At 39.0% G+C, this 24,829-nt stretch carries 27 protein-coding genes and 1 tRNA gene; 18 read left to right on the top strand and 10 right to left on the bottom strand.

Annotation, left to right across the window (positions count from 1 at the left end):
* Positions 1–7: 7 nt before the first annotated feature.
* Positions 8–1,321, bottom strand: a complete 1,314-nt coding sequence (locus BN161_RS22165) for an aminotransferase class I/II-fold pyridoxal phosphate-dependent enzyme (RefSeq protein ID WP_044270323.1) — start codon at positions 1,319–1,321, stop codon at positions 8–10.
* A 197-nt stretch (positions 1,322–1,518) separates the two neighbouring features.
* On the opposite strand from BN161_RS22165, the gene BN161_RS22160 reads away from it, so the two are divergent.
* Positions 1,519–1,592 (top strand) — tRNA-Asp (locus BN161_RS22160).
* A 476-nt stretch (positions 1,593–2,068) separates the two neighbouring features.
* Here the strand turns inward: BN161_RS22160 and BN161_RS28290 are convergent.
* Positions 2,069–2,623 carry an IS1 family transposase gene (locus BN161_RS28290; protein ID WP_125910904.1) on the bottom strand — a complete coding sequence of 185 codons (555 nt, stop codon included), beginning with the start codon at positions 2,621–2,623 and terminating at the stop codon, positions 2,069–2,071.
* A 165-nt stretch (positions 2,624–2,788) separates the two neighbouring features.
* Here BN161_RS28290 and BN161_RS22150 point away from each other — a divergent pair, with 165 nt between their 5' ends.
* The 6 genes from BN161_RS22150 to BN161_RS22125 all read left to right on the top strand — a co-directional run bounded on the left by BN161_RS22150 (position 2,789) and on the right by BN161_RS22125 (position 8,617).
* Complete coding sequence (locus tag BN161_RS22150; protein ID WP_044270322.1) at positions 2,789–3,070, top strand: helix-turn-helix domain-containing protein; 282 nt, start codon at positions 2,789–2,791, stop codon at positions 3,068–3,070.
* A 4-nt stretch (positions 3,071–3,074) separates the two neighbouring features.
* On the top strand, positions 3,075–3,923 hold the full coding sequence (locus BN161_RS22145) for a DUF6371 domain-containing protein (protein ID WP_044270321.1): 849 nt from the start codon (positions 3,075–3,077) through the stop codon (positions 3,921–3,923).
* Between the two features lie 165 nt (positions 3,924–4,088).
* Positions 4,089–5,141 (top strand): hypothetical protein, encoded by a 1,053-nt coding sequence (locus BN161_RS22140; protein ID WP_044270320.1) that lies wholly within the window; start codon positions 4,089–4,091, stop codon positions 5,139–5,141.
* Between the two features lie 203 nt (positions 5,142–5,344).
* Positions 5,345–6,688, top strand: a complete 1,344-nt coding sequence (locus BN161_RS22135) for a tyrosine-type recombinase/integrase (RefSeq protein ID WP_044270319.1) — start codon at positions 5,345–5,347, stop codon at positions 6,686–6,688.
* A gap of 17 nt (positions 6,689–6,705) precedes the next feature.
* Positions 6,706–7,710, top strand: a complete 1,005-nt coding sequence (locus tag BN161_RS22130) for a hypothetical protein (protein WP_044270318.1) — start codon at positions 6,706–6,708, stop codon at positions 7,708–7,710.
* A gap of 1 nt (position 7,711) precedes the next feature.
* Positions 7,712–8,617: a helix-turn-helix transcriptional regulator gene (locus BN161_RS22125; protein WP_044270316.1), complete on the top strand. Its 906-nt coding sequence runs from the start codon at positions 7,712–7,714 to the stop codon at positions 8,615–8,617.
* 140 nt (positions 8,618–8,757) lie between these two features.
* Here BN161_RS22125 and BN161_RS22120 read toward each other — a convergent pair whose 3' ends face one another.
* Positions 8,758–8,991: a helix-turn-helix transcriptional regulator gene (locus tag BN161_RS22120; protein ID WP_008620337.1), complete on the bottom strand. Its 234-nt coding sequence runs from the start codon at positions 8,989–8,991 to the stop codon at positions 8,758–8,760.
* Positions 8,992–9,079: 88 nt separating this feature from the next.
* Here BN161_RS22120 and BN161_RS22115 point away from each other — a divergent pair, with 88 nt between their 5' ends.
* The 6 genes from BN161_RS22115 to BN161_RS22090 all read left to right on the top strand — a co-directional run bounded on the left by BN161_RS22115 (position 9,080) and on the right by BN161_RS22090 (position 13,421).
* The gene (locus BN161_RS22115) at positions 9,080–9,721 is read left to right on the top strand and encodes a DUF1643 domain-containing protein (protein ID WP_044270314.1); all 642 of its coding nucleotides are present in this window, start codon (positions 9,080–9,082) and stop codon (positions 9,719–9,721) included.
* A 4-nt stretch (positions 9,722–9,725) separates the two neighbouring features.
* A complete protein-coding gene (locus BN161_RS22110; RefSeq protein WP_044270313.1) occupies positions 9,726–10,997 on the top strand; it encodes a hypothetical protein in 1,272 nt (423 codons plus the stop codon).
* A 3-nt stretch (positions 10,998–11,000) separates the two neighbouring features.
* Positions 11,001–11,408 carry a pyrophosphohydrolase domain-containing protein gene (locus BN161_RS22105; RefSeq protein ID WP_044270311.1) on the top strand — a complete coding sequence of 136 codons (408 nt, stop codon included), beginning with the start codon at positions 11,001–11,003 and terminating at the stop codon, positions 11,406–11,408.
* Positions 11,409–11,540: 132 nt separating this feature from the next.
* On the top strand, positions 11,541–12,395 hold the full coding sequence (locus BN161_RS22100; protein WP_044270309.1) for a DnaB-like helicase C-terminal domain-containing protein: 855 nt from the start codon (positions 11,541–11,543) through the stop codon (positions 12,393–12,395).
* A 118-nt stretch (positions 12,396–12,513) separates the two neighbouring features.
* Positions 12,514–12,843: a hypothetical protein gene (locus tag BN161_RS22095; RefSeq protein WP_044270307.1), complete on the top strand. Its 330-nt coding sequence runs from the start codon at positions 12,514–12,516 to the stop codon at positions 12,841–12,843.
* A complete protein-coding gene (locus BN161_RS22090) occupies positions 12,840–13,421 on the top strand; it encodes a hypothetical protein (RefSeq protein ID WP_044270305.1) in 582 nt (193 codons plus the stop codon). The genes BN161_RS22095 and BN161_RS22090 overlap by 4 nt, the downstream gene beginning before the upstream one ends.
* On the opposite strand, the gene BN161_RS22085 is transcribed toward BN161_RS22090, so the two are convergent.
* Complete coding sequence (locus BN161_RS22085) at positions 13,416–13,736, bottom strand: HU family DNA-binding protein (protein ID WP_044270303.1); 321 nt, start codon at positions 13,734–13,736, stop codon at positions 13,416–13,418. The two genes, BN161_RS22090 and BN161_RS22085, sit on opposite strands and share 6 nt — an antisense overlap.
* Positions 13,737–14,108: 372 nt before the next feature.
* On the opposite strand from BN161_RS22085, the gene BN161_RS22080 reads away from it, so the two are divergent.
* Positions 14,109–15,473, top strand: coding sequence for a hypothetical protein (locus BN161_RS22080; protein ID WP_167332565.1), 1,365 nt, complete (start codon positions 14,109–14,111; stop codon positions 15,471–15,473).
* Positions 15,474–15,798: 325 nt separating this feature from the next.
* Positions 15,799–16,530 carry a DUF5036 family protein gene (locus BN161_RS22075; protein ID WP_044270298.1) on the top strand — a complete coding sequence of 244 codons (732 nt, stop codon included), beginning with the start codon at positions 15,799–15,801 and terminating at the stop codon, positions 16,528–16,530.
* A 118-nt stretch (positions 16,531–16,648) separates the two neighbouring features.
* On the opposite strand, the gene BN161_RS22070 is transcribed toward BN161_RS22075, so the two are convergent.
* The 6 genes from BN161_RS22070 to BN161_RS30700 all read right to left on the bottom strand — a co-directional run bounded on the left by BN161_RS22070 (position 16,649) and on the right by BN161_RS30700 (position 21,551).
* Entirely contained in the window at positions 16,649–16,969 is a 321-nt protein-coding gene (locus tag BN161_RS22070; protein ID WP_007218240.1) for a hypothetical protein, read from the bottom strand.
* Between the two features lie 155 nt (positions 16,970–17,124).
* Positions 17,125–17,970, bottom strand: coding sequence for an alpha/beta hydrolase (locus tag BN161_RS22065; RefSeq protein WP_044270294.1), 846 nt, complete (start codon positions 17,968–17,970; stop codon positions 17,125–17,127).
* A 442-nt stretch (positions 17,971–18,412) separates the two neighbouring features.
* Positions 18,413–19,846, bottom strand: a complete 1,434-nt coding sequence (locus BN161_RS22060) for a DUF3868 domain-containing protein (RefSeq protein ID WP_044270292.1) — start codon at positions 19,844–19,846, stop codon at positions 18,413–18,415.
* 7 nt (positions 19,847–19,853) lie between these two features.
* Positions 19,854–20,399, bottom strand: coding sequence for a DUF3575 domain-containing protein (locus BN161_RS22055; RefSeq protein ID WP_394332311.1), 546 nt, complete (start codon positions 20,397–20,399; stop codon positions 19,854–19,856).
* A 413-nt stretch (positions 20,400–20,812) separates the two neighbouring features.
* Positions 20,813–21,052, bottom strand: coding sequence for a hypothetical protein (locus tag BN161_RS30705; protein ID WP_244436593.1), 240 nt, complete (start codon positions 21,050–21,052; stop codon positions 20,813–20,815).
* A gap of 52 nt (positions 21,053–21,104) precedes the next feature.
* Complete coding sequence (locus tag BN161_RS30700) at positions 21,105–21,551, bottom strand: hypothetical protein (protein WP_244436592.1); 447 nt, start codon at positions 21,549–21,551, stop codon at positions 21,105–21,107.
* Between the two features lie 966 nt (positions 21,552–22,517).
* Between BN161_RS30700 and BN161_RS22045 the strand changes: the two genes are divergently transcribed.
* From BN161_RS22045 to BN161_RS22035, 3 genes are read left to right on the top strand one after another with little or no spacing between them, the layout of a single operon-like run.
* On the top strand, positions 22,518–22,913 hold the full coding sequence (locus BN161_RS22045) for a hypothetical protein (protein ID WP_044270291.1): 396 nt from the start codon (positions 22,518–22,520) through the stop codon (positions 22,911–22,913).
* 1 nt (position 22,914) lies between these two features.
* Positions 22,915–24,207, top strand: coding sequence for a DUF3440 domain-containing protein (locus tag BN161_RS22040; protein WP_044270289.1), 1,293 nt, complete (start codon positions 22,915–22,917; stop codon positions 24,205–24,207).
* On the top strand, positions 24,204–24,737 hold the full coding sequence (locus BN161_RS22035; protein ID WP_044270288.1) for an IbrB-like domain-containing protein: 534 nt from the start codon (positions 24,204–24,206) through the stop codon (positions 24,735–24,737). Before BN161_RS22040 ends, BN161_RS22035 begins: the two co-directional genes overlap by 4 nt.
* The last annotated feature ends 92 nt before the right edge of the window (positions 24,738–24,829 follow it).

The raw sequence follows: 24,829 nt of genomic DNA, 5'->3' as shown, positions 1-24,829 counted from the left end.
TATTCTATTATACCGGATGGTTTTCTGCAAAGATTGCCATCCGTTCTTCTAATTGTGCATATTGATGATCCTGTATGAATGAAGTACAGGCACGTAAACCTTCCTGATGACTACCCGTAGTAATCAGTGAAATGGCACTGACACCATAATACATCAGTTCTTTGGCGAGCTCACCGCTGGTCATGCCCGGATATCCGATTGTAAAGTAGAATCCGTCGGCAACAGGATTACCCAAATCATTGTCATATACCAGGTGGAAGCCGTAGCGAAGGAAAATCTCTTTCAGCTTGTGGGCACGTTCACCGTATATTTTCACTTCGTTCAGGAAGTTATATTGTCCGTTGCTCGCTGCTTTCAGCATAGCGGCAAGGGCATATTGTGCGGAGTGGCTTGTTCCTGATGAAAGAGCATAGAGTACGCGGTGGATAAATACCGTACCGAATGTACCGCCACCGTAACGTTTCGTCAGGCCAGGGTAGGAGCGATGGTATAGTTTATCTGAAATACAGCTTACACCAATACGTTGTCCGGCATAACTGAATGCTTTGGAACCGGAAATGAGCAATACATAATTATCTGTATAATGTGCTACTGAGGGCTGGAAAGGAGCCTGGAACGGTTTGCTCAAATCCTGGCGGAAGTCCATCGCAAAATAGGCTAAGTCTTCGAGGACAATAACGTCATATTGCGTGGCAAGTTCTCCGATGATGCGCAGCTCTTCTTCTTTCAGACATATCCAACTGGGATTATTCGGGTTTGAATAGACGATGGCCGAGATATTACCTTTCATCAGATAGCTTTCCAATTTCTCTTTCAGTTTATCACCACGGTAATCATATACATCGAAAGTCTCGAACTTTTGTCCCATAACGACTAGCTGCTGCTTCTGTACGGGGAAGCCCGGGTCGATGAATAATATGGTATCTTTCTTTTCATCGCATTGGCCACAAGTGAGGAATGATGCAAAAGTTCCCTGCATAGAACCGGTTACGGGCACACAGCCTTCCGGCTTTAAATCTACATTGATAAAAGCTTTGATGAAGCGTGAAGCTTCCTCTTTCAGTGCAGGCAATCCGTTGATGTCGGGGTAGAGGCTGGCAATGCCATTCTGTAAGGCCTCTATTTCGGCCTTCACACCTACGGCTGAGGCTGGTAGTCCCGGCACGCCCATTTCCATTTTAATGAATTCCACACCCGACTCTGCTTCTGCTTTGGCAGCGATAGCTTTTACTTCACGGATGGTTGCTTTTCCAAAGTCTGCAATCTGAAATGCTTCGATGGTTTCGTCAATCAGTTTACGTTCAATAGGAGTATTTCTCATGGTTTTTTCTTGCTTTTAGTTCATCTTTGATTTGTTACTATATTTTTTTTATCATACAAAGGTAATATAAATATCTTATAATCAAGGCTACTTTAAAAAAGATGAAAAATATTTCTTTCGGGCTATTGCAAGTTTCAAAGAAATGTCTACCTTTGCATCCGCAATCGAGAGAGATGGCAAGTGAAAAATGAAATAATGGTGCGTTAGTTCAGTTGGTTAGAATACATGCCTGTCACGCATGGGGTCACGGGTTCGAGTCCCGTACGCACCGCAACAACATTTCAAAGCCCTTGAAAGTCAATCACTTTCAAGGGCTTTTTTCTTGGGGTCTCAATCGGGAGACCAATCTAATGACACACCGTGATGCGTTCTGATACATTGCGGTTTGCTGTAAACCACCCTCTTATTATATTCCTGTCTGCAAATAGCCTTTTCCCACAAATCGCTGTGTTCATGTTTTGACGAAATACCCCAATAATTTTTGCATAGTCCCCTGATTGATACCGACAGGGAGACCAACGGTGTAGCCCACAGTACAATACGCATACTGTGGGCTACACCGTTTTTGTTCTATACCTTATTATAGTATGTAGGCAGAATACCAACTCTTATCACCCCATTATTCATTCACGCAAATAAAGTTGGTCTCCCCATTGGTCTCCCGAAACGTTCAGCCTGTTACTTTTTCTTTCTTTCATCAAAAGTTGGCAGTCGGTTGAGGTCTGTTTTGGCTACTAATTGGCAGTGTTATTCTGGCTCCAATATATGTTCAATTGGTTTTTCTTTGTTTGCTCTAAAAACAACAGTAAATCGTTGCTTGCCTTTCAAGAATGTAATATGGGTTTTATCTTCTTTTTCAATAATTGTAAATCCATCGTTGTGGTATGTGTTTTTGTATGGATATTCGGCATCCTTGCTTTCATTGGGAGTTACAGCATAGACTTCTTCTATTTTCATAGATTCTACTATCCTGTTGTTTCTTATCTCTTCTAAATCTTTTCCGTATTTCTTTATCCACCGTCGTACGTCATAACGATCCACTTTTAGGATAGCCCCAATTTCTACTTTATTCATACCTTCCAAATACATGATAATAGCTTGTCGGCATTTGTCAATTTTGGATTGCGTAAACTCTGGATAAAAGTTTCTATTGCAGTTTTTGCACAAAAAACGTTGCCTCTCTTTGGCTTTATGTTTGATTATTCCATTTTTGACAATATCTTCCTCTTTGTTACAATAAGGACATTTTATACCGTGATTTCCCATATATTTTTTAGAATTATTTTCTACAAAAATACGCATAATCTACAAAATCTACAAATTTATACAATATCTAAATTGTTAAAAACTGTATATCGGAATATAATATATTGGTTTACAGTAAAATACATTCCTTGCGACCTCGCTGTCACTTTTATGGTATGATAGAGGCGATTTTGCCATAAAACTTTAAACCAACCATTTAATATGTTAAAAGAAACATATTTAATTAAAGAAATGGAGCTGCAAGACCTGATAAGGCTGTTGCAGGAAATCCGAGTGGAAATCTCTTCCTTGAAAGGAGAGGTAAAGAAAAAAGCCTCTGAACGCTACTTTACAGTTGCAGAGACTTGTGAACTTCTCAAGGTATCTCGTTCAACACTGTATCGGATGACAGTCAATAACGATTTGCCTGCAAAACGAGTCTATCGCCGATTATTATTTGCGGAAAAAGACATTAACCAATTATTAATCACTAAAAACGAATAAAAATATGAAAAAAAAACAGATGCGGGTTATGGACTTCATAACCAGAGAGCGAGTATATCGCTTTCCAAACGAGTGCGGTAAAAGTACGTTGGCAAAATTCCTGCATTCTTATTTTCCTGAAAAGGTGGTTGATTCTCTTTTGGCTTCATTTGAAGTCAGAATTGATACGAGGTGCTGCTATAAAGGTGATTATGCAGCAATCTTGGCATTCAAAAGCAAAAACGAAAAAATTCGTGATGTTAGGATGGCACTCTTTAACCCCGACACAGGAATGATTGTCCGTGACGGAGACGGGGATGCGCTTATCCAACATACCAAAAAACAGAACTCCCATGTGGAATACGAATCTGTTCCGTGTGGTGACAAGTATTATTCTCTTGCGTGTGAATTAATCGAGGGGTACGCCCTAACATTTCTACCCACTCTCTTTGGTATGCAGAGAATCAATGGGGCAAAACATATTGGCGTGGTAACATCTCCTGTTGATGCGTTGGTTATGTCAATCATAGATCCACATCGTACGTGGCTGGCTACCGGGCATGAGGGTAAGTTTGGTATTGCATTATATCATCCTAACGTGATACAGGATTTGCGTGAAACGGGTGTACGGGTTACGCTTTATCCTGAATTTGACGGAGAGGCAGAAGCCGAACAAATAAAGTTCCACTTGTTGCAAAACAGGATACCAGCCGATGTCTATCCACATCTTGATTATCTTAAGAATTGTGAGTTTGTGGGACATCGTAAGAGCATTGCCACCATTGCCTTAAAAATGATTGACATGCAGTTCTCTTACAGCGATATTATGCACGCTCTACGGTTGGTTGACGAACAGGATATATTTCATTATTAAGCACAGGAGCACGGGGCAATTAATATCAAGGTGGTTGCCCCGTGTCTATGAAACCTACCAAGTCGGTTCTTTGTATCCACCTTGATAACGTGATTAGCACAATAAAATATTAACCCGATTGCAAATGATGTTCTGATTATCTGCAATCTAAAAACAGAACAAAAAATGAGAAAAACAATTAATAGCAATAAACTGCAGTTTGATACAGTAAGATTCTGTACAAGTAGTGATAACATTTCATTGATTGAGGGTAAAGAGCATATTTTCAAGCATATACTTGATATGGAGACGGGAGAATTTTCAATTATAGAGTTTAACTCACAAGCCAATCACAACAATCGTGGGCTTGTGCCATTCTCCCTCTATATCCATGCCAACAGACAGTCTAAGAGAATGACCATAGAGTTCTCCTCTAAATTGCTGTTGGAAGATTATCCCCTACTTATATCAGAGGACACCTTTCCACAAGCATTACGGAACATAGAGAGGTTGGGTATCTGCAAACTTAATGTGGAAGCCATTATTGAGGATTGCTCTTTCAATAAACTCCATGCTACAAAAGATGTGGATATGGAACTCACAGAATCCATACTGAATACACTGAATCTATGCACAGGCGACTATCGCAGATATAACTGGAAGCGTTATATGGGGGAAAGTATCTGTTTCAAGAAAGATGTAAAGACAAGAGATTGTCAAGAGGAACTGAACATCTACAACAAAGAAATGGAAATCCTCACAGGCAAGAACAAACCATTTCTAAAAATGGTGAGCAACCCGACAGAAATTATGGCGCATTATGAAAAGAAGACAAGGTTTGAACTGAAAATGGAAACAAAAAGGATGATTATGAAAAAGCTGAAAATATCCGATACATCATACTACAATGTCATGCGTGGCAATCCGAATATCCTATTGGAACAGTTTGATTGCATATTTACTCCCTCTGCCAATAGCAAGGCTGCTGATACATCACTTATTAATGGTTTTACCGACTATACCTTGTTCTGTACACTCTGTTTTCATAAATTCAACTTAAAGACAATAGAGCAGGATATAAAAGACAGGAGACTGTATGGACCAAATTCACGATGTGCGTTGGGACGGGCAATGAACAAAGTAAAATCAATGGCTCATGCTTGGAAAAAACAGTCCACGAATGCCAATAGCATTATTGAGGAAATCAGGGAAAAACTGGAAAGCAAAAGCATGAACTAAGGCTAAAGATATGGTATTGGGAGTGTGTGGTAATTAACCAAATGATTGACACTCACTATAAATGAAAGCCTTGTTACAAAATATGACAAGCCGTCATATTATGCGATTCCAATCAGTACCAAATCACTTGAAAACAGTAAATGTACATGATATTGAGAGGAACGATTCTTGAAAGAAAAATGATAGAATAAAAAAGTATTGATATGTCTAAGAAAGATTTTTTCTATTGTAAAGATGTAATCAGATTCTCCTTGAAAAATGCCACGAAGCCGATTTCCACAATCAGGCTTCGGGTGAATCTGCATGGTGAAAGACTGACATTCTATCTGCCTGTCGAGTACAAGATACAACCCAGACATTGGGACAAGGAAATGGGGTGTGCCATAGAGGACAGCAAACGGAATCCCGACTTGAAAGGGAATATACGGCTGCAACTGATATTACGCAATATCAACAAAGAGATTGAGAAAACCACCAATGCCCTAATCAAGGTGTTGGAGGAAATGAAATTACACGAAATCTATCCTAGCGTGGATACAGTGCGGACAAAGTTGCGTGAAGAATTGAACCAAGCTACAAAGGAAAAGCGGATGTTTGCAGACTTCATCAGCTTCATGGAATATTACATTTCCCTCTGTAAAGACGGAACTATACTGAACAGCAAAGGGGGAAGACTGGCAGCAGGTACAATACAGAGCTATGCTTCAACTCTGAAAATCGTAAAGCAGTATTGCGCCAATAGGCGAGTAAAGTTGAGATTGGACGGTGTAACCGTGAACTTCTACAATGACTTTGTGAAATTTATGAATGAAGCCAGCCATTCCCGTGGAAAATACAAGCCGAATGCGATAGGAAAATTCGTCAAGAGCATAAAGGCTATGTTACGGTATGCCTACGAGAACAACTATACCGCCAATGACGACTTTAAGCGCAGAGAGTTCAAAGTGTATAAGGAAAATGTGGAAACGGTCTATCTGACGGAGAAAGAATTGGATAACCTCTACAACCTTGAACTCAACGAGGGAGAATCTTGTGTAAGGGACAGCTTTATTGTATCAAGCTATACAGGGTTGCGCTATTCTGATATAGCACGCTTACAGCAGAAACACTTGGACTTTGACAACAAACTGCTGACGATTGTAACCCAAAAGACCAATACGCTTGTGGTAATCCCCATGCACCCTAAAGTGGAAGCCATTTTCCGCAAGTATGGAAACCAACCGCCTGCCGTGCAGTCTAACCAAAGTACAAACAGAGTATTAAAAAAATTGTGCCGTAAGGCGGGAATCACTAACTTTGTCTCCGTGGTCGAGACATCGGGTGGAATCAAGCATGAGATTACCCATGAGAAGTGCGACATGGTAACCAGCCATACAGCCCGAAGAAGTTTTGCTACCAATGCTTATAGGGCAGGAATACCGAGCTTGTCTATCATGCAGATAACGGGACACAGCACGGAAACCAGTTTTATGAAGTATATCCGAATATCCAAGGAAGAGAATGCGATTGCGTTAAGCAGGCATACATTCTTTCAACCAAATGTATAATACAAAAAAGTAAAACAATGAACGATAAAGAATTGAAATACAGAAAGAGTATAGAGGAGTTTATCTTTGTTGCAGAATCCTCTACTGAAATAATATGCGATATTATTACAAACGAATTGTCCCTAAATGAGCATTATAAGGAAAAGACGGAGGTTAGGTTGAGGAATGCATTAGAGGTGTTCTTTAAGAATAATCGTATATATTATCCCGACAATAATATGTTTGAAGGGAAAATCGTGTTTAATCCTGAAATGATGCACGACTTGACTGCAAATGAGTTTACTTATAACGGGGTAACGTATAAGGAAGATTTCTCCGACTATGACGAGACACCAACCGATACGTATTGGTTGGCGCATGAACAGTATCTAAGGGAAAAGTATCATACAGACAGGTTTGACTACATGAAATCGGAAACAAACATAGTGGAACTATTCCAAGATGAGCAGTTTTTTAAGAAATTATACACCGAAATTAATGGAGAGGGCAAGAAGCGAAACAAAGACTTAGATTGTATAAAAATATCATCCTTAAAGAAATATACAATACAACTTGAAACGGTTGTTTCCCGTTTGGACTCCCTTTCCGATAAAATAAATGTAAAGTGTGCCTTTGATATTAAACGCTGGGAAGAGTGTGTCCGAGACTATTCTTATAATCTTTTGATACTGCTGTCCAAGGTTGGTTATCCTGACTTCAACACCATAGACGGAGTGTTTATATTGAAAACCTTACTTGATGCTGTTGGCATTGATATGTCAATGGATGATACAGATAAGTTTATTGCTGCGGTAATAGGCTGTCCGATAAGTACGGTAACCACCTATCGGAACAAGTTTAATGAATGGGGGCGTAAAGCTGATGAAGCACGATTAAGTAAGTTGCAAACCATACAGGGGTTATCCGAAGCGTTGCTTAATCCTGACGGTAAAAATGAACAAAACCAAGTAGTAAAGAAATTCTTATCTTCTATTGGAAAAACTGTAAGAGACGCAAAAGAAGCAAGCAAGAAAAAGAAATAGTATGCCTACAAAGAACACCATACGCAGACATTATCTGATAATCCGCAGAATATTGCGGAATGATTATCCGAGCAAACATATCCTGCTTGAATATATGAAGCAATATGACGTGGAAGTTGGAGAAAGGACTTTCCAAAGGGACTTGGCAGAGATACGCAGCAACTTCGACATTGAAATCATATATGATGAAAAGAAGAACGGCTACTTTGCACAGACTGACAGTACATTGGAATTAGACAAGTTGCTGTATTTTATAGGATTGGCGGAAAGCTCGGATATTGCCCTCTCTACCATGAGGGACAAAAACAGGCTGCTGCAATATCTTGCTGTCAGCCCCGATCCCCGTGCAAAAGGAGTGGAACATATCGGGTGGCTGTTGAGGGCTATCCAAAATCAGACGGTTGTCCGCTTTTCCCATTATAATTACCAGTCGGGAGAAACCAAAGACTATACCGTCTGTCCCTACTTGCTGAAAGAGTTTGAGGGTATGTGGTATTTGTTTGCCTTTGTGGATAAGTTGAAATCGTTCCGTACATTCGGGTTGGACAGAATACACAATCTTATAATAACAGACGATGTATTCCAACGAGAACCTGCATTGGAAGAAACTGCCAAACGCTTTGATGATGTGTATGGGCTTGTCTATGAACCCGACAACAATCCGACTGCCCCGATAGAAGAAGTCAGGTTGAAGGTCTCTCCTTCCATGTTGCCCTATCTCCATTCGTTGCCAATCCATTCCTCACAGATAATAGAGGATGATGTTATCACTCTGCATCTGATAATTAATCCCGAATTGGAGAACAGGATAATGAGTTATGGAGAACATATAGAGGTGTTGTCTCCGTTATCATTGAGGGAAAGTATAAAGAACAGAATACAAAAGATGTTATCCAATTATAAATGAATTATTGCCAGATTATTTGCATGAGCCGTTGCAGCAATGTAACGGTATTTTTTTGCCATTTTCTCGTCAGTGATGAAAGATATTAGACCACCGACTTAAACTGACGTACCCCTAATCTTACCTTTGCGGAAAAAACAGGCTTATATGTCAAAATTGATAGGAGGAAAGAAATCGGCAGGGGAACAATCGAAAAATTGTGCGATAAGGAAAACTTGGTGTACGCTGTACTTTATGTCAAATTTATCGCTCTCCACCTGTCCTATGAAACTGGGTGAACATTCCAATATCGCAGCCAGTCCACGCTGCGATATGCCAAGTTCCTTTCGTTTCTCCCGAACCTTATTAATGACGAATAAATCGACCTTTGACTTCATAAAACCCTGTTTTCGAAATTGTAAAGTTGAAAAAAAGATTTATCTTTGTGCTTAGTAATAATAAGCATACATAAAAAGACATAAGATTATGGGTAAGAAAATAGTAAAAGGCGGTTGGGTGTATGACTATGACATTTCAGCTGAATATCGTAGAAAATATGACTGTGAACTTACAGATGTTCGCTACGTGTTAGGGGAGCAATTCGATACGGATAAACGGAATGTATTGATTTGCATCGGTATTAATCCCAGCATGGCAATGCCAAACTTCCTTGACCCGACATTGAGGAGGGTGCAAGACTACGCAAAAAGAAGCGGTGAATATGGAGCATGGTATATGCTGAATGTCTATCCCCAAAGAGCGACCAATCCGAACAACATGGATACGGACGATACTTACAACATGGAGATTCATTTGCGCAATCTTGCAGCCATAGAAGAATTGTTGTCCACCATTGAACGGGCAGATGTGTGGTGCGCTTGGGGTGCGGTCATTAACGATGCAAAACGGACATACTTGTCTGATCTGTTATTCGGAAACGAAGATAAGAACATACAAGGTATAATCAGCCTGTTCAGTGGGAATTATCATTTCAAAGCATACGAAGCTACCACGAAAGGTTATCCTAAACACCCTCTTCTGATTGGGAAAGAAGCTAAGCTGAAAAGCTTAGATGATATAGGATTGAAAGAATTATCAGATAGAATTACTAATAATATTAAAAAATAGCATTATGAAATTGAAGTATTTATTGGCTGCTTGTACAGCCTTTTTTCTTGTATCTTGTAGTAATGATGATGAACTGCCACAACCGCCACAACACGGTGATATTGTGGGGCTGAATATCAAAGATGCAAAGTATATCTATACGAGTGGAACTAATACCCGTTCTTCTGCTGCCCAATATCGACAGATTAAGAAAGACGGTAGAGACATGGAATTATCGTGGATTGACAATAAGGGTGATACGGTTAGAATAAAAGATTTGTCTAAAATATGGGATATTAATGAAACGTATCTGATGATAAACACAGAAAGACCTATAAATTATAAACCCTCATTTGATGAGAATGGGAATATACTTCTTGATCCAATAATAGGTGGAGGACACTCTTACCTCATTAATAAAGAGACAGAAGCGATATATGATTTAGGTATAGGACTAAATGGAGAGAACGCTATAACAGATAAACAAGAAAATATCTATGCAACGCAATATTCTGGTCTTGCCTTGTATAAAATCCATACACAAGATGTTACAAATTTGAGATTGGAAATGTATGCACAGGCTTCAGTACCCCAAGCTCAATTTGTTGTGAATAATAAAGGAATGTGCTTCTACGATTATAGATACATCCGTCCGTCATATGGTATGCAACAATTTATCATTTCTAATTTTATCCCCCAAACAGAATACGGAAACGCTTTTGTTTCTCACGACAACGAGGATTTATATCTCACGGCTGTGAGTGGAGAATATGATTCTTACAAACTTGTAGTTAGCAAGTTGAGTGAGAAACAAGAACTCCAAAGTCAAATTATGGCAGAAACGGAATTTCTTGATTACTGGGGTATATCACAGCCCAACGATATACAAGTGAAATGGAACGAACGTAGGGCTACGATGCTGATAAATGTTTATGGACGCACATACGAATATATACTTGCAACAAGGACATTGACAGAAATTCCTGTTAATCTAAACGGATTCTTCACTAAGGATTATTCCATCTATGTTACAGCAAATGCTTTATATGCACGGAAATCTGTGGATAAATTGGATATTATAGCATTAGAGGACTACAGTATCAAGGAATTGGACTTGTCAAGCAAAGGAATTGATTTTCGTTCCATTTACACAATGGACGGTTGTGATTTATTGTATTTTGCAGGTTTTCAATATAGTACAAGCCAATCTGTTATCGGAACGATTGATATAGACGGTAACGTGGAAATTACGGAATCAACACCTAATCCTATCACTAACATAATACAAATAAATTAGGGTATGAAAAAGCAGCTCAAACAATTAGAAGAATTTCATCGGTCTTTTGGCTTGTATATAAATGAACATCCAACTTTGCGCATTCCCCAAGATTTGCATGAACTTCGTATGCGTGTGATGAAAGAAGAAGTTGATGAATATGCAGAAGAATACGCAATCACAGGAGATACAGAGGATGAACGGCTGCAAGCGGTAGCCAAAGAATTAGCCGATATAGCTTATACCTTGCTGGGAACAGTTGTCTCTCACGGATTGCAGGACGAGTTTGAACGTATATTCGATGCAGTACATGAAAGCAATATGAGCAAGTTGGACGAAAATGGAAAACCGATCTATCGTGAGGACGGTAAGATACTGAAATCAAGCCGTTACCATGAACCCGACTTGAGTTTCTTGAAGAATAAGAAATAATTTCTTTATACCAACCGCTATGATTATGAAAAATTATAGCGGTTGTTTTCGTAAATAAACAAAACCTACGTCAAAAAATGTCGCAGGTCAAGTAATAACTTTGCAATGTATTAATCATAAAAATTAGAAAATATGAAATGCTTTGGAAGAAATGGATTAGAGGGAACTAAAAAACCGAATATAAAATCGGGATTTCCAGAATTGGATAAAATAACAAATGGATGGAACAATGGCGACTTGATTGTTATTGCTGCTCGTCCTGCAATGGGAAAGACAGCCTTTGGAGTGTCTCTATTAAAAGAAATAGCAGTAAAGAACAGAATACCTACTGCTTTCTTTTCTCTTGAAATGTCAAGTAATCAAGCTATAAACAGATTCCGTATGGCATTAAGCAAAGTGGATGGAGCGAAAATAAAGGTTTACGACAATGGTTATACGGATACTTTAAACGAAGAAGAAAAACGCAGACTTAAAGATGCTGAAAAGCAAATGGATATTGCTCCTGTTTACCTTGATGACTCTCCCTCATTGTCCATACACGAATTATACCAAAAAGCAATCCGTTTGGTTAGTGATTTTCAAATAAAACTGATTATTGTTGATTATCTACAATTAATGAACGCAGGACTTCTATTCTCAGATAGAAATGAGGAAATAGCTTATATTATACGTAGATTAAAAGCATTGGCTAAAGACTTGAATATTCCGATTATAGCATTCAGTCAACTGAATCGTGGTGCAGAAGATTGTGATGGAATAGAGGGCAAACGTCCTAAACTAAGAGATTTACGTGGTAATACCATTGAGGAAGATGCAGATGTGATATGTTTTATTCATCGTCCAGAATATTATAGAATTTATAGTGATGAAAATGGTAATGACTTGCATGGTAAGACAGAAATAATTGTTGCCAAAAACAGAAATGGAAATACAGGAATTGCACGTTTAAAATTTAATGGAGAATGTTTTGATAATTTAGATGAATAAGCCATACTAACTCATATCCATAGAGCCATTATTCCAATTACGGAGCAGTGGCTCTTTTTCTGTTACCTACGTCTAATTCTGTCGTAACCACCAACCTACCTTTGTTGCAAAAAATCCCATGCAAAGGAAAATATTCAAATTCAAGATAATAAGCAAGGAGAGTAATTGCATCCTGTCGCTTGATTATACTAATCTGACTAACGAGATTATCCGTTCAATCACGAAAAATCTAATCAAGATAGAACCTAACGAGAAATGCAAATTGCTGTTTGTAGGGAAAGAAGATTGCAGGCTTACATTGGAAGATGTCTATAATCTGTCGAGCCTGTTCCAATCGGTTGTAGGTTCGGGTTTGGTATGGGATATTATAGGAGATTACCTATATACGGACGAGAGCCAAGACTTGGACGGTTACCTGCTTATTAACCTTGACCTTATCAATCAATGAGCAATACACTACCACTATTCCAACAATACACTCCATACGATACGGAGATTGTAAAGACCGCCACCCGATATGGCTTATACCTTATCGGTGGAACGGCAATAGACTTGCTGTGTAGGTATTACTCCATTCCGTTTTGGAGAAACAGATCTGATAATGACCTTGATTTTTGGACTTCATTTGCCAATAAGGAAAGGGACAGGTTCGTCAAACAGGTGGGTAGCAAATTCGGGATTGGCATAGAGGACAGTTCCGACTATATGGTTTCCTTAGAACTGGAGAAAGTCAAGATAGAGACTGACATACTGATAGATTATGATTGCGCCAATACAAAGTTTGCATCTTCTATAAATGGAATTTGTGTAATGTCTCCTATATACCTGTTTTCCTCTAAGTTTGACAGATACATTAATACCGCTAACATTCAGCGCAAGAAGACCGATTTTTATGATTTAAGGACATTGCTGTCTATAATCGAAAAGACAAACGGCTTTGATGAACTTGAAAGCCATTTGTCTAATCGGGATTATGACCAGAGAGCCGAAGATATGCTCAACGATATAATTACAAGTATGTTATAAGCTGATATTATTTTCGCCTTTCCTTTTTCTCCCTCTTTTCTTAACGTTTAAGAGGTGATTCAGATAGATACTGGGCTTAAAGTTTACAACCTTTTTAGCAGGAATATCAATCGGGGCGAAAGAAGTCGGATTCATCCCTTTCCTCGCAGCTTTCTGTTTGACGGAGAACGAACCGAAACCGATAAGGGTGATTCTGCCATTCCGTTTCATTTCATTGGCTATAATTTCAATAACAGCATTAAAGGCTTTTTGAGCTTCTGTTTTAGTCAGCCCTGTTTTCTCTGCAAGAGCATTACACAAATCTTTCTTGTTCATATTCTAATTCTATTGTTCGACAAGATTTTTTCAAGAATCGTTCCTTTGCATAAAAATATGACGAGCCGTCATATAGTGATTTGATAGAATATGACGTGTGTCTGCCTTGATATGACGAGTAGTCATATTGAAAACACGGGTCTCAATCTGGGTCTCAATTCTGTGGTATATTGTGATATACAATGAAACAGTAGGCAACAAACTTCCTTGCATCACAAGACAATCAATGTACCTGTATGTATCACTATGTGTCAGTAAGTATATATGTTACTGCCCCGTACGCACCGCAAAGGAGAATGATGAAAGTCGTTCTCTTTTTTTGTATTCTTTTCTTGGCTGAATTTATTTTAGACAACTTTTACATCTACTATTATGAGAAATTATATTCATCAACAAGGATTACAACGGCGTACTATTGACTCTAATCCTAGGTCTTTCAAACAGATGCCGTTGAATGAGGCTTTACAAATGCATTTTGGACGCCCCTCTGGTTTTCCCATTCAAAAGTATACTGAATTTAGCGATAAAGGAAAAGCTAAAAAGGCATTTGCAACTTTCGTAACAGAGAGACATTTTGAAGCAATAAATGAAAGAGCTGGATCAGGTAATTACGTCTTAGCCATTCGGGAAACAGGGCAAAACTCAATAGATAGAATTAATGAAGGAAAAGCATTACCAAAGCCTCATTCTGTTTTGGATAAAAGTATAAAATCAAAAGAAGATGAAACAGAATTAAAGAAAATGGGTATTTCATTAGAAAGTGTTAAAGGCTATGTTGGGTACAGAGGAGATAATGGGAAAAAGCCACTGAATGCATTAGTGACTAATATTGAAATAGGTAAAGAAGATGACGCAATAAAGAAGATTGCGGATGAAGAGTTCGAAATTGCAGAAGCAAGGGTAAGAACGGAGGAAAGTCGAGAAGAGACTATGGATGAATGTTGTGGTATGCAAAGAACTGATAGGTTGAGAGAAATAAATGACCTAAAGAAGAAATCATCTGATTTAAGTGATAACTACAAACAGCCCTTTAAAGATAGATCTTTGGAACCCTACAAAATAAATGTTTGTTCTGGGGATATAGAACATGTATGTATTCCCCTTAAATCTGTACCTGTTTATCAAGAATATGCTCCTGATACGTGGGAAAAGCTTCTTTATACTGGTGATTATGATATAAATGAAGTTTATGACAATGGTAGAAAGTTAATTACGGATGGAGAAGGACAGGCTAAAATGCTTAATATAATGAATGGGATAACTGATCCGAGTAAGCAGATTAAAACTAAAGAAGGAAGCGCTCTTTTGGAAAATGTCCCTCAAGATGCAATATTTCAGCATGGGGATCAAGCTACGTATCCTGAATATTTTGAGGCTGAAAAGAAAGAAGATAAAGATATAGCGGCTAAGGAGTTGTCTTCGGCTACTTCGACAATGTCGGAAGAGATGAAGCCGGGAGTTGATTTGAATTCTTCTAAATTTGCTAAAGTTTTAGCAGAAACTATAGCTAAAAAGGTAAAGCATAATACTGTAGAAAAAAGACGGCCTAATGCAAGTTTGTTAAAATCAGATCCAGGTAAATTAGCTTGGTTTGATAAGGGAAAAGGATGGTTGACGAGTAACGATTGGAATGATCACATTGACGTACGTAAATATTTAAAGCTTAATCCTCCTTCTAGGGATACGTGGAGGCGATTTTTTGGACATTATAGTTTAGAACAAACCTATTCAGTTTAGAGTGTTATCTTCGTGTTTTTCATATTGTCACAGTGATGAAATGAGAAATATGCAATGTTTGCGAACAAACGATATCTGCAAGAAGTTTGCTTGTGATTTAGTCAGCTAAAAGGAAAAAGTATTTGCTCTTGATAGGTTAGCGTGTTAATTATCATGTATATTTGCAATCCTATCTATTAAAGTAGTACTTTTACCGCAAAGCAAAAGACAAAATCCGCCTGTGATATTCAGATTCTAAAATCGGTTACTATTGGTGGTTTAGAGCACTTAACGGAAGTGCTGAATTAGACGAAACTTAAACTATATAATTAAATTTTAGTCAGTTATGAAAACAAAACAATTATTCGGAATACTACTATTCCTCTGTTCAATCGGCTTTGTAAGCTGTGGCGATGATGATGACAACAAAGACCCGGAAGGAAGCGTTACACTAAACATGATGAATGAAGGAAACGGGAAAACCTTGTTAGGAAAATCGGATGTATATATCAATAACTCAAATAATTTTAAAACCTCTACTTGTTATATTGCCGATATGGGAGAAGCTTCCGGTCTTGGAACACCCGTAAAACCTTCATTGGATAACCTTGCTAATGAAATGGCTGTCGTTCCCGGACATTTATATCATATCTATGATAGAGATGTTCTCCTGGATTTCCCTTCGGGAAAAAGAGCTGTAATAATTGAATCTGGTTATTATAAAGCCTATGTTATATCTCCCATAACAGTGGATGGCACTACAACGGGAGCGACACTGAAATTTGTGTTGGCATATCCGGAAAAAAATGGCTTACCCGAATATGAAACCGTTATAGGAAATGTGGATGATGTTGGAGATGAGATATATACATTACCGAAAGATGCAGAATTACGCTTTAGCGATTATTTGGATAGTGATAGCAATTCTTTTGATATACAATTCGTAAATGGGAAATTAAAGGTTAAATTGCTGGAAAGCATCAATCATATCTCCGGGCCTTATGGAGATTATGGGATATTTGTCCGTTCGGGAGATGCATATACTTATGTAATGTTTAAGGCGGGCCTGAAGAAATAAGATTATGCGTTTGGTGACGGATATTAGCCAATAGATATATATAGAAATAAAGCTCTGCAAATCAGTTTGCAGAGCTTTATTTCCATATCATTTAAAATGCTTGTTTCAGTGTTATGCCCTATATATTCTTTTTCCAGTGGATAAATGAATTTTTATCGACTTTATTTGTCCCTACCAATTGCAGGTTATAGGAATTCAGACCGGCGTAGCGGTATTCACCATAGTTAATGCCCCCCAATAAGTCTATATTCAGAAATGCGCGGACAAGCATTAATCCGCATTTCTCTATTTTTTCGACGATACATTTTCCTCCTAAAAGGTTCATTAGCAGATAAGCTGATACTTCGTAGGCACACCAGCCACATTCTTCCAGATACAGATTAATACAGCAATCATTAGATTGCTCTTTTGCAAATACTTCAGAAACTTCTTTTCTCATGATAATCAATTTTACTCGGTTTTAGGATTCGGGCAAAACTTATTCCCCCATTATTGAAACAAAAAAATCGGCGTTACGGTTTTTGGTAGTGGTTAAACAATTCGGATTATTAACAGTATAAAAGAGATCGTAACAAAGAGTACTCACTTGTGGAGTTAGTGCCGGAATAAAGACTTTATTCCATCAAATATTCCCGGAAGTGCAACGGTTCCGTGCATCTCTTTCGGAAACTTTTTATAAATAACATGCAAATGCTGATTTTCCATATCTGGGATGATATTTACTTTCAGACTGTCCGCTAATGAGAATTGATTCAGTTTCACATTGGGGCGTTGCTGGGTGGCAAACGCAACATATAACTGTTTGCCGGTGAAATCCTTTTTATGCGCTTCTCGTTTTGCCTGCTTCAGGTAGATCCCTTGATCCCACCATAAACTGGGATCTATTGCCATAAAGGTATCAAACGACTCAGGATAGTCGAGTAGGACCTGTAGGGTAAATAAACCTGCGTATGAATGTCCTACTAAGAAGTTACGGCCGTTGGCAGAAACTTTTTTTTCTATTTCCGGGCGCAGCTCTTCAGTTAAGAAACGATAGAAAGCCTTCATTCCTCCACCTTTTGGAGTGTCTCCGGGCTGAATACTGCCATCCCTTCGTGCAGCCGAACTGGTAGGGGTGAAATCTCTGGTACGGTCTGTATTCAAAACAGCGACTACAACACAAGGGGGTAATGAAGAAACCCTTGAAGAAGTAAAGAAACGGGTAAAACCTACTACGGAATGGAAAAATACATCTCCATCCAATAAGTAGAGAACTGGGTAGTCTTTTTCTTCTTCACCCGGTTGTTTTTTCGGTTCATAAATCCAGTACATCCTTTCTTCATTCAGTATGTTGGAGAATAAAGAATGGCGGGTTCCTATATTAATAGAGTCCTGTCCTTGTACCGGTAGAGCAGACGTCCAAGCTATCGTAATAAGCAATACTATATAAAGACTTTTCATTTTATCTGATTCTTGTTACAAAGTTGAAAGAAAATATTGGTTTTATCAATCCCTACTTGTGGGTATTTTGGGTAGGATTATTCGCCAAAGTTGGTCATAAATCCCTATCTCTTTCTTCTTTTGTTACACGCTTCTGCCATTACCCCAATTCTGGCTTTTCCTTTTTGACGAATAAATCGTTTGTAATCGGTTCTATATCAATCGTATAATAAGGCTACACCCTTTGTCCGGAATGGCTACACCCTTTTGTGCTTAGGGCTACACCATCCGGACCAAAGGGTGTAGCTATCCTGATGTTTGGCTAATGAGACAAAATCATAGCTTCTCTTTGAAGTAAACCGTGTGTGATTTACTTTTACATCGTAATTGAGTGAGATACATAAAAATAGAAAATCCCCGGAATTTTAATCAGTTCCGGGGATTCTCTATTCTATTCTCTCTGTTACTTCTTTATCACTTTTTCTATTTCTTCCAAATTATACCGGGCTGCTTCGTTGCCATTCCGGGCTGCTTTGGTAAATTCAACAATAGCTTGATCCTTATTGCCACTCAACAGGTAGTAGATGCCGTTATTATTTGCATATTCGGCTGTCTGTTTATTGGATTTATCCAGATACTTCCGGGCATCAGGCAAATCTTTTTTAGACAAGGCTACAGCGGCAGCATTCAAGTTGGCTACTTCATCATCAGGATACATACGTATAGCGATGTCGAAAACCTTGATAAAGTCGTCACCACCTTTGGGATAGCTGTTGGCCACCAGATACATCTCGTTCAAACTGAGATACTGGGGCTGTGTCTTGATGATCTCTTTTCCTTCGTCTACTTTGAAATTGGCAATCGTATAGTCTATGCGGCAATTCACTTTACGGAGTGCCGGGTATAGTTCCTTTAGCATTGTACGATAGGGAGCGCCACCACCTACACGTTTTATTTCCTCTTTTCGGCGGGCTATATCGCTGGTGTTTCGGATGATATTGAGGAATTTGGTTTTCTCTTTCATGTTAGAGGCTTCCAGAGCTTTTACCAGTCCTTCCCAATTTTCACCGCCAAAGGAGACATTGTAGAGATTGGCAGGAATCTGTTCGTGTACGGACAGGTATTTCTTCAACGCTTCAGCACGGCTCTTAGAGAGTTGCTCATTGAGTTTAAGCGGTCCTTCGGGGGAGGCAAATCCTTCAATGTAAACACCGGTAATGGTCAACTTCTTGTCATTCTGTACCTTATTGAACATTTCCCGAATATTCCGCAACTCCGTCTGGTTGCTCATGAAATCCGGCAGAATAACGGACTTGCCTACGGGGAAATCGAGATGAGCTTCATATTGTTCGCTACGTGCGTTTACTACTTCTGCTTTCGGCTGAATGTAAGACGGGACAGGTTGCAGTGCAGCCAGACGTTTGGTTTCCGTAGAAACTCCGTTCATAATCATTTCCTGTGTCAGTACCTCCTGGTGTCCTCCGCATCCGCATAAATCTTCTTCCAGATTCAGATAAGCATTTTCCATCCATGGTTCGTAAGGTATGACCTGTGTGTAGTTCAGAACTTCCTGAGTATTGTAAGGTATCTCCATAGTAGTTGCCTTATCCAAAGCTATGGCACGGAGATAGGCCTTTTGCCTTCTGCGTCCGTTGATAACGATTTCCGGCAATACGATATTATTGTCCGGACCTGTCAGTACGGGAGTTAATGTCAGGGTGCGGTCATTGCTGACTTTCAGGTTCCGCATGTCAATCTGCATATTTATATAGAGTGACTCTCCTTGTTGCCACAAGGAAGCATTGGTGATGCTGATGGCATCTTTATAGAATTTCTGTGCACCGACCGGCAGTGTGGCGACGAGGCACAAGACGAAGTATATCAGTTTCTTTTTCATGACTATATTATTTTATGACGTATATGATGTTTAATGCTACCTTAGTAGGGCCAAAGTAGTTCTTGTGTCCGCTGTCGAGCTTGGTTCCGCATTTGCCGCAGTTGTACTTATCATAATCTATGCGGGCATAGCCTACACCGATTTCGGCTTCCATACTCCAACGCTTGTTGAGTATCCATTGGTAACCGTAAGAGATGCCGGCTCCGTAGATGTTGCCCTGATAGCGTTCGTGTCCCAGTCCTAATATATTCAGATTGCTGACATTGGCCTCTGCATAATGGGCATGCAGGCCGAAGAAGTGTCCGTAGAAGCGTTCGCAGAGCCAGTAGCGAAGTTCCGGTTGAACCAACCAATGTTTAATCTGCTTGTGGTCTGAGAATTTCCAGGGATTATAGTTGCCGGACACGTCGAGGGTCAGTTTTTTGGAGAGACCGACTTCGAAACCGAGGTTAAGGGTAGTGGTAGCCCAATAGAGTGCATTGGTCTTTATGGCAAATTGGGGCATATAGTGGCTCTTATCCTGCCCATACGTACCTATGGTGTATGTGAGCATCAAGGTTGACAATAGGAAAAATTTAATCGCTTTCATATTCATTCATTAATTTGTTATTGTAAAACAATTGCCGGACTCTTCAGTAACTCTTCTACCTTATATGTGGCGGAATAGTTATAATTCTTCAGAGTGAAAGTAACCACATCATTCAATTTGGCTCCGGCGTATATAGTAGTTGAGTAAGTGCTGGTGCGGCTGGTAGTAAAACCAGATGCAATGCCGGTATCTGATGAGGTTACCGTATAGCGGGGGATATTGAGTAAGCCGTTATTCTGATAAACCTGTATCGTATTGCTGGCAGTTACTGACTGCGCCAGAATATTCTCAAAGCCAATGGTCGTAGGACTAAATCCGGGAGCGGATATTATCAGCTTTTCACTGCTTATGGCTTTTTTAGAGGTAAACGTGACGGTTTATCCTCCTGAAAGCTGCGAAGCGTAAGTCCGTTGATAACCATCTGCAACTGCTGTCCAACCGCTTTGGGTGGTTTGCAGATTTGGGGTTGCAATAAACACCGTTAACGGGTATGTGGGCGGATTATCCGGGTATGCTGGAATAGTAAACATAAAACTGGCTGTATTGTTCACGCCATAATTTACCGTATTGTTTCCATTGACTGAAACATTGGTAAAGTGGCGCGATTTTACTTCCACGCTCTTTGTCTGGAAGATTTCATTGGCTATCAGAACGGTTTCATCGCTGTTTTCAAGACTGGTACGGAAGTTTAATACTTTGGTTCCGGGACCGGTGGTCCAATAGGCATACTGATACCTTCAAGGTTCCTGCCTGGGTGAACAGGAAGCGTAATATGTTTACTGTCAGCATATTATTGTTATTGTCGGAGATAGAAGGAGATTCCTTGAATATCTCGGCATAGATATTATTGGAAGGTTCTGAAGTTTTAGCATCGGCAAATTCAGTACTTCCGTTTGCACTCTCGCTGAAGGATTTTATCACAATTTTGTAGTGGTAATTCCTCATGACGGGATAGGCCTTCTTATTCGTATCAAGAAGCTGTATCTTGTAATAAAGCTCTTCGGTTTTTCCTGTCAACTTTCCCTTAATGATGATATAGGTCTGATCATTGGAATTGTTCTCATTCTCGAACATATATTTGGCTGTTTGAGAAATAGGCTCTAAACTTGATTTCATGAAATGGAATATGAAGCAATGTTATGTCGCATATAAAGCAATGCTTTTGAATAGAACATTGCTTCTTTCAGGACAGAACATTGCTTCTTATAATACTATTGATATAGTATTGGAAATATGTTTACTAAATCAATCCTAATCGGCAAGGTTCTGGCGAGCAAATAGGGGTCATTTTGGTGTCAGGGTCACCTATACACACATTTTGGAGCGTGTGTGGCTTGAATCTATTGGCAACTTGTTGATTAATAGTGTATTATTTTTTATTTGTATTTTGTGCTTATACTTTTATGTCTTTTCGCATGTTCTTCAATTCTCTCTTTTCTGCACTGTAAGAGTAGATACTTAGATTGTGAAATATGTATACATATACCGTCTATGCGGAATTTTTTGTCGTAAATTGAGCTTGTTCTCTTTTTATCTTAAATATAAACATATCGATATTTCCTTTTTCTGTTTTTTGCCTCCAAATGCGTGTATAGGTGACCCTGACCCTAAAATGACCCCAAAATGATATTTCTCCTCTTGCTTAATGTGTTGAGTATCAGTAGGTAATGATTGCTTTAATCCTTTCATTCAGGATTTGTCAGTAAATGGTTTTATGTCAGAAACAGAACTGAATATTTCTATGCTAATGTTATGAAAATACATTACTTCTATTTACTTTTTTTCGATAATCGGTTGAAAATGAAATTTTCTATTTTCATATAATTGATACGGAGCGAAGCGGCACAGATGTGAACCACGGTATCGCCGGGCAATGCGTTAGGTTGTGACAACGACCTTACCGGCTAACTCAATAAGCAATTTTATAGAAATATACTGTAGTTTAAGATTCATATGTTTAATAAATATAATTTTATTAATTTTCTCCATTCTTTATTGTCTCTATTCTTTTTTTATTTAATTTTGTCTGCACTATTTTATGTGGGAATGTAAGCTCAAACCATAATAAATAACAAATCGATAATGACACAAATAGTTGAATTAAAAGGCACGGAGAAACGGTTGTATCAACTGGTCGCTCCATTGGTTATGAATCCTGTAGTATTGAAACAGAACTATAATTATCCTTTTCGCACTTCGGAAAACTTTATATGGTTTGTTGCGGTGGAAGGAAAAGAAATAGTTGGCTTTATACCGCTGGAACATAAGAAATCGGAAGCAATTATTAATAACTATTATATAAAGGAGAATAATGCGGAAGTATTAAAAGCTCTTTTGGAGAAAGTTATAGACAGCACAGATGAAGATAAGCGTTTGAGCTCAGTTACATTTATTGAGCATCAAAGAGTATTCCAGGAATTAGGCTTTTCTGTGGAGAAAGAATGGAAACGCTATGTAAAAATGAATAAGGAGAAATAGAATGGGGGAGGCTCAGAAGAATGTATATGAATTAGCACAGGAACGGCTGCATATTATATTTAAAGAATTTGATAATATCTGTGTATCCTTTTCAGGAGGAAAAGACAGTGGTGTGTTATTGAATTTATGTATTGATTACATCCGGCGCAATAATCTGAAGCGTAAACTTTGTGTTTACCACATGGATTATGAAATCCAGTATAGCATGACTATCGATTACGTGGACCGTATTCTGGAAGCCAATAAGGATATTTTGGATGTATATCGTGTGTGCGTACCTTTCAAGGTAACCACCTGTACATCTATGTATCAGAATTATTGGCGTCCTTGGGATCCGGAGCAGCGGGATATATGGGTACGGAAAATGCCGGAAGGCAGTATGACTGTAGAGGACTTCCCTTTTTATACGGATGCAATGTGGGACTACGAGTTTCAGATGCATTTTGCCAAATGGTTGCATACAAGAAAAGATGCGATACGATCCTGCTTCCTCATAGGTATTCGTACGCAGGAAAGTTTCAATCGCTGGCGCAGCATTCACCTCGCCCGGAAATATCAGATGTATCATAATTACCGGTGGACTTCTAAAATCGGAAATGATATCTTCAATGCTTATCCTGTTTTCGACTGGAAAACGACAGATATCTGGGTAGCCAATGGAAGGTTTGGCTGGGACTATAATCATTTATATGATTTATATTATAAAGCAGGTGTAAACATTGAGCGCCAGCGTGTAGCAAGCCCCTTCCTTTGTGAGGCTCAGGAAAGTCTTCGCCTTTATAAAGTGATTGATCCCAGTACATGGGGCAAGATGGTAGGCCGTGTTAATGGGGTGAACTTTACCGGAATTTATGGTGGAACACATGCTATGGGCTGGCAAAGCGTCCGCCTGCCGAAGGGGTATACCTGGAAAGAGTTCATGCGATTTCTGCTCTCTACCTTACCCGAAACTACCCGGCGCAATTATTTGAAGAAACTGACTGTCAGTATTGAGTTTTGGCGTACAAAAGGCGGGTGTCTTGCTGAGGAGACCATTGAGAAACTAAGAAAAGCCGGCGTGTCATTGGAAGTGGTGAATACTACTAATTATAAGACGCATAAGAAGCCTGTTAAAATGGACTATCTGGATGATATAGACATTTCTGAATTTCGTGAAATCCCCACGTATAAGAGAATGTGTGTATGTATTCTGAAGAATGATCATGCTTGCAAATATATGGGTTTTGCCTTAAATAAGGAGGAAGCATACAAACGAGATAAAATAATGGAACAATTCAAAAATATGATGTTATGAGTGTAGATCAAAGTCCGGTATATGCCGTAAAAGCTGTGCCGGTAGAGAAAATAGTGGCGAATGATTATAATCCCAACATAGTGGCGCCACCTGAAATGAAATTGCTGGAACTTTCTATTTGGGAAGATGGGTTTACGATGCCTTGCGTATGTTACTATGATAGCGAAACCGACCGTTATATACTGGTAGACGGGTATCATCGTTATAGTGTGTTGAGAAGCTCCAAGCGAATTTATCAGCGGGAAAACGGTTTGTTGCCTGTAGTGGTGATTGATAAAGAATTATCCAATCGAATGGCATCTACCATCCGGCATAACCGTGCACGAGGCTCGCACAATATCGAACTGATGTGCCATATTGTGGCCGAACTGGATAAAGCGGGTATGTCCGACCAATGGATTATGAAAAATATAGGCATGGATCGTGATGAACTTCTTCGTCTGAAGCAGATTTCCGGCTTGGCGGATTTGTTCTCGGACAAAAGTTTTAGTATTCCAAATCCGATTGAAACGCCGGTTCCCGAAGAATAAAATGCCCGTTTTGGGCATTTTTGTTTCTATTATGTTCTTTTGTTATCATTAACAAGTGAAATATCTTGTTACAAACTTGCATAAGTTAACCA

It is taken from the genome of Bacteroides timonensis, assembly GCF_000513195.1.
GTDB classification, from domain to species: domain Bacteria; phylum Bacteroidota; class Bacteroidia; order Bacteroidales; family Bacteroidaceae; genus Bacteroides; species Bacteroides timonensis.
This window is presented reverse-complemented; position numbering and strand designations above follow the sequence as displayed.